Below are 12,197 nucleotides of genomic sequence, written 5' to 3'. Positions count from 1 at the left end.
GCTCAGGCTCCCGCCACATTGGTCAGCGGATCACCGATGACCACGCGATCACCTTCAGCCAGACCATCATTGATCTGCACTTTGACGTTGTTGTTGATCCCGGTGTGCACATTGCGCGACTGCGCGTGGCCCTTGGCGTCCAGCACCCGTACCGGGAAACTGCCATCGTCATTGCGCGGCCCGAGTGCCGCCACTGGCACGGTCAGCACAGCCTTGGCGGTGTCGAGGATAATGCGCACCTGCGCGGTCATCGAAATGCGCAGACGATGGTCGGGGTTCGGCACCTCGAACAAGGCGTTGTAGAACACCGCGCTGCTTTGCTTCGGTGTACCGGCGGGCGGCGTTTCAAGAAAGTTCTGTGGCGCCGGGTCCGTGCCGCGCAGTTTCGCGTAGTAGCGTTTGTCCTCGCCAAGAATGGTGAAGTACACCTCTTGCCCCGGGGCGATGTGGATCACATCGGCCTCGGAGACCTGCGCCTTGACCGTCATGGTGTCCAGATCCGCCAGTTTCAGCAGGACCGGCGCCAGTTGGCTGGCGATCACCGTTTGCCCTTCCTGCGTTACCACGCCGACCACGTCGCCATCGATTGGCGCGACGATGCGCGTATACGCCAGATTGACCTTGGCCGTGTCAATCTGGATGTGCGCACTTTTGATCTGCGCATCCAGAGACATCAGATTGGCCTGCTGGACCTGATAGTCAGACTCGGCGGTTTCAAAATCCTGGCGCGAGATCGACGCGTCGTCCTGCAAGTTCCTGTAGCGCTCGTAAATCGCTTTGGTCTGCCGCAGTTGAGCCTGGGTGGCACGTTTTTGCGCCTGCAGGTTTTCCTCATCAACCTGGGCCTGACGCAGGGTGTTCTGCAATACCAGTGGATCGATTTCCGCCAGCCACTGGCCCTTCTTCACCTTGTCGCCGACCTTGACCTTGAGCGACTTCAATTGGCCGGATACTTGCGCGCCGACGTCCACTTGCTTGATGCCTTCGAGCAACCCGGTGGCCAGCACCGCGTTTTCAATATCACTGCGCTCCACCGGCGCGGTCAGGTATTGCGGCGCCTCGGCTGGTGCCTGCACCGCGTAGAATGCCAATCCCGCTACTGCCACTAACGCCAGACCCATACCGACTTTGCGCAACTTCGACTTTTCCATAAATGACCACAAGTCCGTTCAGGGGTGAGCCCGGCCAGCGGCCGGGCTCTGGTAGATAAACAACAATCAGGACACCACTTGGCCGGCCGGCACTTTCAGGCCGTCATGCCACCACGCAGCGAGACTGAAGACGTTGGGCGCCTTGAGAATCGTGAAGTGATTGCCCGGCCCGTACCACACCGCCAGATCCGCGACCTGGCGCTGCCAACCTTCAACCATTGCCGCTTGCTCGCGCTGATTGCCCCACGCATCCAGCGTCGGGTCATCGACCAGCGCCAGCCGCACCGGGCCGGTGTAGGCCAGTTGTGGTTGATAGACCGTGCGCAATGCCGTGGCGAAGGTGCGGACCGGACCGTGCATCGCTTGCGCTGACGAACGCGCAGACAACACACCGGCGCGCACCATGCCCTCGTGCAGCAGGGACATTTGCGTAGGCTCGTCAGCCTCGGCGAACGCCAGCGGATCAATGCCCAGCGATTTGCCGCTGGACAGTTGCAACGTCTCGATCAAACGTTCCAGCGCGGCAGTCGTGGTGTACGGTTTGCCGGCCGTACCGTTGCCACCGGGAGATTCACTGTCGATCAGGGTCAAAGATGCCACTTCACGCCCGGACGCCTGCAACTGCGCCGCCATGGCATGCGCGACCCATCCGCCGAAGGAATGACCGATCAAGTGCACCGCACCTTCCGGATACAACTGCTCGACAGCTTGCAGATAGCACTTCGCTGCCGCTTCAACCTGGCTGTGCGGCACGCCACTGCCATCGAGCCCGCGCGGTTGCAGACCGAAAATCGGCCATTCCGGGCCCAGTGCTTCGGTCAGGTGGATAAACCCGGTAACACTGTCGCCCGCGCCCGGCACACAGAAGACCGGCGCATGCCCGGCGTGTCCGCTCTGGATGGTCAGCACCGGCTGATAAGCCTGTGGCTGCGGTGCCTGTGCTACCGCCATTGCCTGACTGAGCGCTTGGCCGAGTGCCTCGATATCCGGGCTTTTCATCATGCTGCGATGATCCCCCGGCACATCGATGCAACGCAGAAAATCGCTGGCGACTTTCGATTCCCAGCCACGAGTCGGACTCGGCTTCGCCTGCCCTGGCATCAGTGCCCGAGCGCGGAACAAATGCACTGGCTGGCTGGCCGGGCTGACCCGGTAATGCGCCAGCGCCAGGCCATGAGCGGCCTCGCGATCAAAGTAACTCCAGGCATCCGCTGCGCTCAGTGCGGCCAGTTCCGGGTCCGGCAACTGCTGCTCGCAGCAACGCTGGAACAGTTGGTCGAACGCGATGAGCTCGACTTCAGCCTCCAGCCGCTCGACCTCAGCCAACGCTGACAGCCCTTCTTCTCCACGCATCTGCGAACGCGCACGGCAATGCTCGATCAACTGACGTTTATCGCGATGCTCGCCGCCCCAACGGGTTTTATCCTGGCTGGCCGGATGCGGTGCATAGGTATCGAGCAGGCCGACAAACGCCACCGCCTCATCGAGACCGAGCAATTGCTGGGCGATTTCATACGCCAGCAAACCACCGAAAGACCACCCGGCCAGACGATACGGCCCATGCGGCTGCAACGTCCGGATAATTCCGACCAGCCGCGTGGCCATGCATTCAAGGGTGCGCAGTTGCGGTTGTCCCAGCGGCACGCCGGGCAAACCATAAATCGGAAACTGCCCTTCGATATGCATCCCCAATGCTGGGAAATACACGTCCCGGCCGCTGAACTCATGGATCAGGAACAGCGCATTGCCGCCCTCCCCCGGTCGCACCACGACCACGCCTTCGGGCTGCGCGAGCGTTGCGTCGGACCGACTGAGCAACGCGGCCAGCGCCTCAATGCTCGGACGCTGGAATACCTGCGCCAGCGTCACCTGTTGCCCTGCACGTTGCAGCAGGTTGACCAGCCGAATCGCCAGCAACGAATGCCCGCCCAATTCGAAGAAGTTGTCGTGACGTCCGACCTGCTCGACATTCAGCACTTCACTCCAGACTCGTGCCAGCAAGGTTTCGATTTCGCCTTGCGGCGCTTCGTAGTGACGGCTGAGCACCGCGTCGAGGCCCGGTGCCGGCAGCGCCTGACGGTCGATCTTGCCGTTGGGACTCAACGGCAAAACGTCGAGCGCAACAAACGCACCCGGCACCATGTACTCGGGCAATTGTTCGAGGATGAACGCGCGCAGCGTGTCGATCGCAGGCACAGCCCTGCCATCAACCGCAGTGAAATACCCGACCAGACGCTCGTCGCGCATCAGCACCACCGCTTCGCGAACCTGCGGGTGCTGGATCAACCGCGCTTCGATTTCACCGGGTTCCAGACGCAAGCCATGCAGCTTGACCTGGAAGTCGTTGCGCCCGCGGAATTCGAGGTTGCCGTCAGCGCGGTAGCGCACCAGATCGCCGGTGCGGTACAAGCGATCACCGGCCACGAACGGGTTGTCGATAAAGCGCTCGACCTGCATCTGCGGCAGCCCCATATAACCGCGCGCCACGCCGATGCCGCCGATGTGCAACTGGCCAATGACGCCGAGCGGCACCGGTTGATCGTGCGCATCGAGCACATACAGGCGGGTGTTGCAGATCGCTTTGCCGATCGGCAATTCGGTGGACGGCACCGGCGTGTGCGGTTCCAGCGTCCATGCCGTGCTGTCGACCGTGGCTTCGGTCGGGCCATACACGTTATGCAGGCGCACCCACGGCAGTTGCTGGCGCACAGCAGCGGCCAGCGCCGCAGTGAGTTCGCCGCCACCACAGAAAATATCGGTGAGGCTGGTGCATTCACTGACAGCCTGCAATTCGACAAACTGCTGCAACAGCGCCGGCACGAACTGGACCACCGTCACGCGTTGCTGGCGAATCACTTGCGCCAGATACGCCGGCTCACGATGACCACCCGGCCGTGCCAATACCAGACTTACCCCCGCCGTCAGCGGCCAGAAGAACTCCCACACCGAACCATCGAAACTGAAAGGCGCCTTCTGCAACAACGCGCCGTGCGCGGTTGGCGGGCAAATCTGCGAGCCCCAATGCACCAGATTGCACAAGCCACGGTGTTCGAGCATCACGCCTTTTGGTGTACCGGTCGAACCCGAGGTGTAGATCATGTAGGCCAGATTCGAGGCGTTGAGGCCGGGCACCTGCAGATTGCTATCCGATTGCTTGTGCCACGTGCATTGGTCAAAGTCGATGACTGCTGCGTCGGTCCCGGCAAACAGTGATCGAGTCGCCGTCTGCACCAGCACCGCCACCGGCGCACAGTCCCTGAGCATGAAGTCCAGGCGCTCCGCCGGGTAAGCAGGGTCCAGCGGCACGTAAGCGCCACCGGCCTTGAGAATGCCGAGCAACCCCACCACCAGATCGAGTCCACGCTCGACGCACAGCGCCACCCGCGCATCCGGCCCCACACCCTGCTCGCGCAGGTGACGGGCGAGGCGGTTGGCACGCGCATTAAGTTCGCGGTAAGTCAGACAGTGTTCGTCAGTCTGCACGGCAATGGCGTCCGGCTGACGCTGGACTTGCGCTTCGAACAGGCTCTGCACCGGTTGCTCGACCGGACAATCAACCGCTGTCGCGTTGAAATCGCCAAGCAAACGCAGTTGTTCATCCGCCGCCAGCAGGTTGATCTGCGCCAACACGGCCTGGTCATCACTGACCAATGCTGCCAGCAAACGCTGGAAATAACCGACAAACCGCCGCACGGTCGCCTCATCGAACAACGCCGTGGCGTAGCGCAGCGAGCCACGAATTCCTTGAGGGGTTTCGCCCAGGCTCAGCGACAGGTCGAACTTCACAAAGTGACTTTCCCCGGCAAGGCCTTCCAGCGTCAGCCCGCCCAGCGCCAGGGCTGGCGCGACGCTGCTGTCCCAGCTCACCAGGGTCTGGAACAACGGTGTGTGGGAAAGACTGCGCAGCGGCCGGGTGATTTCCACCACGTGTTCGAACGGCAGATCCTGATGCGCCTGCGCGGCCAGGGTCTGTGCCTTGACCCGCGCCAGCAGCGCTGCGCCCGTCAGATCGCCTGAGGTATCGATACGCAGTGCGAGGGTGTTGACGAACATTCCGATCAACCCTTCGATCTCGGCGCGGGTACGGTTCGCCACCGGCGAGCCGATCACCACATCGGACTGCCCGGACAAGCGAGCGAGCAACATCGCCCAGGCGCTCATGATCACCATGTATGGCGTCACGGCGTGGCACTGACACAACGCCTTGAGACCGGCGCTGGTCTGCGCGTCCAGCAGAATCTCGACGCTGCCGCCGCGGTGATCCTGTTGCGCCGGACGCGGACGGTCGGTCGGCAGGCTCAACAATGCCGGGGCGCCGGCCAGGGTCTGCTGCCAGTAGTCGCTTTGGCGCTGCAACACCTCGCCGCTGAGCCAGCGGCGCTGCCACAGCGCATAGTCGGCGTACTGCAAGGTCAGCGCCGGCAGCGGATCGTCCTCGCCGTGGCTGAACGCCCCATACAGCGCCATCAATTCACGGGCGAGAACGCCCATCGACCAGCCGTCGGAGATGATGTGGTGCATCGTCAACAAGAGCACATGGTGTTCATCGGCCAGACGCACCAGACGTCCACGAATCAACGGGCCATCCTGCAAATTGAATGGCCCGCGCGCCTCCGTGTCGAGCAAGGTGCGCAAGGCCTCTTCGCTCTGTGGCTGTTGCCGCCAATCTTCCTCAGTCAGCGGCAGGCCACTGTCGACCGGGGCAATCAGCACCTGCGCCTGGTCGTTCGATTGCACGAAACGGCTGCGCAGGGATTCGTGCCGCGCAACGATCCGCGCCAATGCCCGTTGCAATGCCACGGCGTTCAGTTGGCCACGCAAATGCAGGCCCAGAGGAATGTTGTAGGCGGTGTTGCCGCCGTCCATCTGCGCCAGGAACCACAAACGTTGCTGGGCGAACGACAACGGCAACGCCTGATCGCGCGGTGCCGGCATAATCTCCGGCAAGCTACTGCGTTCGGCCTGACTCAACACTTCGGCGACCGCCGCCAGTTCCGAGTTGGCGAACAGATCCGCCAGCGCCAGCTCCACGCCCAATTGCTGGCGGACCTGGGAGAGCATGCGCATTGCCAGCAACGAGTGGCCGCCGAGTTCGAAGAAGTTGTCGTGGCGACCGACTTGTTCGACCTGCAATACCTCGGCCCAGACTTGTGCGAGGCTGATTTCCAGTGGATTGGCCGGGGCCTCGTAAACCCGACTGCGCAGCGCCTCCTGCGTCGGTGCCGGCAGTGCCTTGCGGTCGACCTTGCCGTTGTTGTTCAACGGCAACACCCTGAGTTGCACCCACGCGGTGGGCACCATGTATTCCGGCAGACGGGCATGCAATTGCGCGTACAGTCCGGCGCTGTCCAAGACGCCATCGTGCGCCGTGTAGTACGCGACCAGACGCGGGGTGTCCTGTCCGTCACGGCGCGCCAGCACCACCGCTTCCTTGATGCCCGGGCAGTTCAGCAGGCGATTTTCGATTTCCCCCAGTTCGATGCGGAAGCCACGGATCTTCACCTGATCGTCGTTGCGCCCGATGCAATCGAGTTGCCCCGGCGCCAGCCAGCGTGCGAGATCGCCGGTGCGATAGAGCAATGCGCCAGGCTTATCGCTGAACGGATCGCGGAGGAATTTCTCAGCGGTCAGATCCGGCCGGTTCAGGTACCCCAGCGCCACGCCCTGCCCGCCGATGTACAACTCACCGGTCACGCCCATCGGCACCGGTTGCTGATACGCGTCGAGCACATAAACCTGCGTGTTGCCGATCGGCCCGCCAATCGGCACGCTCTCGGCGCTTTCCGCCACTTCGCGCACTGCAAAGGCTGTCGCGTACGTGGTGGTTTCAGTCGGGCCGTAGCAATGCACGATGCGCAGTGCTGGCGCCTCGGCCAGCATTCGCCGGAACGCCGCTGGATCGCCACGCTCGCCGCCGCACAACAGAATGCGCAAGCCTTTGAGCGCCTGCGGGATCAGTTGCACGTACTGGTTGAACAGCGCGGTGGTGATGAAGAGAATTGTCGCGCCAGTGGCACTCAGTTCACGGCCGAAAGCATTCGGATCAAGCAAGGTCTGATGGTCGATGACCACCACGCGACCGCCATTGAGCAGCGGCCCCCAGATGTCCATGGTGCTGGCGTCGAACGCAGGGTTGGAGGCGAACACCACACGATCCTGCGCATTGAAATCGGCGTAACCGTTGTTGAGCACCAAGCGACCGATGCCCCGGTGCGGCACCATCACCCCTTTCGGGGTGCCGGTGGAGCCCGAGGTGTACATGATGTACGCCAGCGTCTCCGACGACTGCAACAGATTCGGGTTGTGCGTCGGCTGACCGTTGAGGGTCAGCGTGTCCAGATCGATACGCGGCGCGACGTAGTCGATGACTTCACCGCTCAAGGTCAACAGCGCCACCGCCCGGCAATCCTCGACCATGAACGCCTGGCGTTCGCTCGGTGCATTGATGTCCAGCGGGACATAGGCCGCCGCGCACTTGGCGACGGCCAGTTGCGCCACGAGCAGTTCCAGCGAACGCGGTAGCAGAATCGCAACGTGATCGCCCGGTTGCACGCCGTGCGCGATCAGGTGATGGGCCAGGCGATTGGCCTGAGCGTTCAGCTCAAAGTAGCTCAGCGAGTGCGCGCCGTGCACCGCCGCCACAGCCCTGGGATGCGCCGCTGCCTGCTGCTGGAAGATCCCCTGCACGGTGAGTGTTTGCGGGTAGTCACGCGCCGTGGCGTTGAAGTCATACAGCAGGCGCTGACGCTCATCGGCCGCCAGCAACGGCGTGTGTTCCAGGATTATTTGATCATCCGTCACCATCGCTTCGAGCAAGCGTTGCAAGTAATCGACGTAACGCTCGATCGTCGACGCGTCGAACAGCGCCGTGGCGTAGTTCAGCGAGCCACGCAACACTCCGTTGGCCTCGCCCAGTGTCAGCGTCAGGTCAAACTTGGCGACATCGCCCGATCCGGCAATGGCTTCCAGCGTCAGATCGCCCAACGCCAGTTGCGGGCCGACGCTGCTGTCCCAGTTCAGTGTGGTCTGGAACAACGGGCTGTGCGCCAGGCTACGCGCTGGTCGGGCGATTTCGACCACTTGTTCGAACGGCAGATCCTGATGCGCTTGCGCCTCCAGTGTCCGCGCCTTGACCCGTGCCAGCAGCGCTGCGACGTTCGGTGCGCCCGAGGTGTCGATACGCAAGGCCAGCGTGTTGACGAACATGCCGACCAAGCCTTCGATTTCAGCGCGGCTACGGTTGGCCACCGGCGCACCGATCACCACATCGGACTGCCCGGACAGACGACTCATCAGCAATGCCCAGGCGCTCATCACCGTCATGAACAGCGTCACGCCGTGACGTTGGCTCAACGCTTTGAGGCCTGCGCTCAGGCGCTGGTCCAGCAGCACTTCGACGTTGCCGCCGGTGTAATCCTGCTGCGCCGGACGCGGGCGATCGGTTGGCAGCGTCAACAATGCCGGCGCGCCTTCGAGGGTTTGCTGCCAGTAGTCGCTTTGCTGCTGCAGCACTTCACCGTTGAGCCAGCGCCGCTGCCACACGGCGTAGTCGCCATATTGCAGCGTCAGGGCTGGCAGCGGATCAGGCTGACCCTGGCTGAACGCTTGATACAACGCCATCAACTCAGCGGTCAGCACGCCCATGGACCAGCCATCGGCAACAATGTGATGCACGGTCAACAGCAGCACCTGATGCTCGTCGGCCAGACGCACCAGCCGTCCGCGAATCAGCGGATCGTGCTGCAGATCAAACGCTGTCGAAGCTTCCTGTGTCATCAATGCCTGCAAGGCGTGTTCGGCTTGTGACTGTTGACGCAGGTCTTCAACGCGCAAGAGCAAACCGCTGTCGAAAGGGGCAATCGACACATGTGCGCTGTCGTCGAAGCGGATGAAGCGGCTGCGCAGGGTTTCGTGGCGGGCAACGATCCGCCCCAGCGCTGATTGCAGGGCATCGACGTCCAGGTGACCACGCAAGCGCAGACCAACAGGGATGTTGTACGCCGAGTTGCCACCCGCCATCTGCGCCAGGAACCACAGGCGTTGTTGGGCGAAGGACATCGGCAGTGCCTGATCACGCGGTGCCGGCAAAATGTCCGGTAGCACGCTGCGCCCGGCGCGATTCAATACTGCGGCAACTGCGCTCAATCGGGTGTCGGCAAACAGATCACTCAGCGCCAGTTCGACGCCGAGACGCTGGCGAATCAGCGAAACCATGCGCATCGCCAACAGCGAATGACCGCCGAGTTCGAAGAAATGATCGTGACGGCCGACCTGCTTCACTTGCAGCACTTCGGCCCAGATCTGCGCCAGTGCTGTTTCCAGCTCGCCTTGCGGCGCCTCGTATTCGCGGGTCGGCAATGCGGCCAGATCCGGTTTCGGCAAGGCCCGGCGGTCGACCTTGCCATTGGCGGTCAGCGGCAAAGCCTCGAGCCGGACAAACGCTGCCGGCACCATGTAGTCCGGCAACTGCGTCAACAGCTGTGCGCGCAATTCGCCCAGCGCCAGTGGCTCGGCCCCGGCCTGTTCGGTGAAATACGCCACCAGTCGCGGCTGACCGGGTTGGTCCTCCCGGGCCAGCAGTACCGCTTCGTTGATCCCGAGGAGCTGATTGAGGCGGGTCTCGATTTCACCCAATTCAATGCGCATGCCACGAATTTTCACCTGATCGTCGTTACGGCCCAGGTAGTCGAGCGAGCCGTCTTCGCGCCAGCGGGCAAGGTCACCGGTGCGGTACATGCGCGCATTCGGCAAGGGGCTGAACGGGTCGTGCAGAAAGCGCTCGGCGGTCAGATCGACGCGGTTCAGGTAACCTCGCGCCACACCGGCACCGCCGACATACAACTCGCCCATGACGCCCATTGGCACCGGGCGTTGCTGTTCGTCGAGCAAGTAAACCGCCGCGTTCGCCACCGGTTTGCCGATGTGCAACGCCGCGCCGACTTCGATACGCCCGGAAGTGGCGACCACGGTAGCCTCGGTCGGGCCGTAGTTGTTGATCACGGCAAAGCGCTGGTCGCGGTTGAACTGGCGCAAGCGATCGCCACCAATCAGCAAGGTGCGCAAAGTCGGGTGATCGAGGTTCTGGCTGAACGCGTATTCAGCAATCGGCGTGGGCAGGAAGCTCACATCCAGTGGTTGCCCGCGCCACCATTCGAGCAACGCGTCGATGTCTTCGGTGCCGTCATGGGTCGGCGCCAAGTGCAAGGTCGCGCCCACACACAGCGCCGGCCAGACTTCCCACGCCATTGCATCGAAGCCAAACCCGGCAAGGCTTGAGGTGTGGCTGCCGGCGCGTAAGTCGAACGCATCACAGTGCCAGTCGACCAGGTTGGACAGCGTCTGATGCTCGACCATGACCCCTTTGGGCAGGCCCGTCGAACCCGAGGTGTAGATAACGTAGGCCAGATGCGCAGCGCTCAGTCCCGGAACCGCAGGGTTGTGCTGCGCCTGCGCCGGCCACGCGCACAGGTCGACATCGATTACTGGCACGCTCAGCTGCGGCAGTCTCTCGTGCAAATCGCTTTGAGTGAGCACCGCAACCGGCGCGCTGTCGCCGAGCAGATAGCTGATCCGTTCAGTGGGATTCGCCGGGTCAACCGGCACGTAGCCGGCGCCGGCCTTGAGTATGGCGACCAGCCCGACCAACGTGTCCAGCCCACGACGGGCGACTATGGCCACGCGGTCATCGGCTTTCACCCCGATGGCGATCAAGTGATGAGCCAAGGCATTGGCCTGACGATTGAGTTGCAAGTACGTCAGTGGCTGCCCGGCAAACAGCGCTGCCACGGCCTGCGGACGCGCGGCGACCTGCGATTCGAAGAGCTGCGCAATCGTCAGCCCACGCGGGTAGTCAGCCTCGGTCGCGTTGAAGCCCGCCAGCACCTTTTCACGCTCGTGCATCGGCAGGATCGACAACCGATCGAAACCCACCTGCGGCTCAAGCTCCAGCGCATCAAGCAATACGCTCAACGCAGCCTGCATGTACCCGCAAATGCGTTGCGCATCAATGCCGGCCCCGGCCAATACCTTCAGGCTGAAATCTTCGCCACGATCATCGACGCTGAGGGTCAGGCGATAGTTGGTGTGTTCCTCGGCATCGAGCAATTGCATGCCGTGCCAGGCGGCTTGCACCTCGGCGGATATCGGCCCGACCGGAGCGCTGTGACGATAGTTGAGCAGCGTGCTGAACAGCGGCGTGCCCGCCGGCATGGCGCTGCACTGTTGCACCTGCGCCAGTTGCGCATGCTCGTGGGCGAGCAACTGACTCAGGCGTTCATGGGTCGCCAGTGCGGCACCTTTGACGCTATGAGCGCTCAGCTCGATGCACAACGGCAAGGTGTTGATGAACACACCGAGCGCTCGCTCCGCCCCCGCACCGCCCTGCAATCGGCCGAGCAACACCGTGCCAAACACCACGGTGTCACGCCCGGACAACTGCCCGAGTACCTGCGCCCAGGCGAGGTGCATCAGGCTGGCGGCGCTGACACCCAAGCGTCGCGCCTGCTGACGCACGCTGTAGCTCAGTGGACTATCCAGATTCAGTTGCGCCTCTTGTGCGGGACCGTCGTCGGCCAGACTCTGTCCGTAGGGCAAGGTCGGCTCATCAATGGCGCCGAGCATCTCGCCGAAGAACCTGGCGTGCTCTTGCTCTGTCAGGCCGGAGCGGGTGTGCGCCACGTAATTGCGGTACGGCACCGGATCGCCCAGTTGCCCGGCGTTGCCCAGCAAAAACGCCTGCATCTCGTGCTGCAACACCTCGAGCGCCACGTGATCCATGACCAGGTGATGGAACAGCAGCAGCGCCACCACGCGTTGATGGGCGGCATCACGGCTGTACACCACGCGCATCAGCGGTGCCTCGGTAACCGGCATACGGTAGTTATCGACGTTGAATCGGTTACGCAACTGGCTCAGCGCATCGCCTGCTTCGGCATCCAGGTGCAATGCCTCGCAGCTCAGCGAAGCCTGACGCCAGACCACTTGCACCGGCTCTTCCAGTCCCTCCCAGAACAGCGACGTGCGCAGAATGTCATGGCGCTCGATCAC

General features: G+C 62.9%; 2 protein-coding genes (1 of these 2 cut by a window edge). Both read right to left on the bottom strand.

Going from position 1 to position 12,197, the window contains the following annotated elements:
• Nucleotides 1-2: 2 nt before the first annotated feature.
• Nucleotides 3-1,151, bottom strand: coding sequence for a macrolide transporter subunit MacA (gene macA, locus AC0Z4S_RS00390; RefSeq protein WP_485621602.1), 1,149 nt, complete (start codon nucleotides 1,149-1,151; stop codon nucleotides 3-5).
• Nucleotides 1,152-1,217: 66 nt separating this feature from the next.
• On the bottom strand, nucleotides 1,218-12,197 hold the 3' portion of the coding sequence (locus tag AC0Z4S_RS00385) for a non-ribosomal peptide synthase/polyketide synthase (RefSeq protein ID WP_485621601.1). It continues 6,864 nt past the right edge of the window; 10,980 of the gene's 17,844 nt are visible here — the last part of the coding sequence; the start codon falls outside the window, past its right edge; its stop codon occupies nucleotides 1,218-1,220.

This window comes from Pseudomonas sp. 1L-B-1-E-C1 (genome assembly GCF_057291835.1).
This window is presented reverse-complemented; position numbering and strand designations above follow the sequence as displayed.

Coding starts and splice junctions, on each gene's coding strand:
- macA (WP_485621602.1), bottom strand. CDS start 1,151: ATGGAAAAGTCGAAGTTGCGCAAAGTCGGTATGGGTCTGGCGTTAGTG.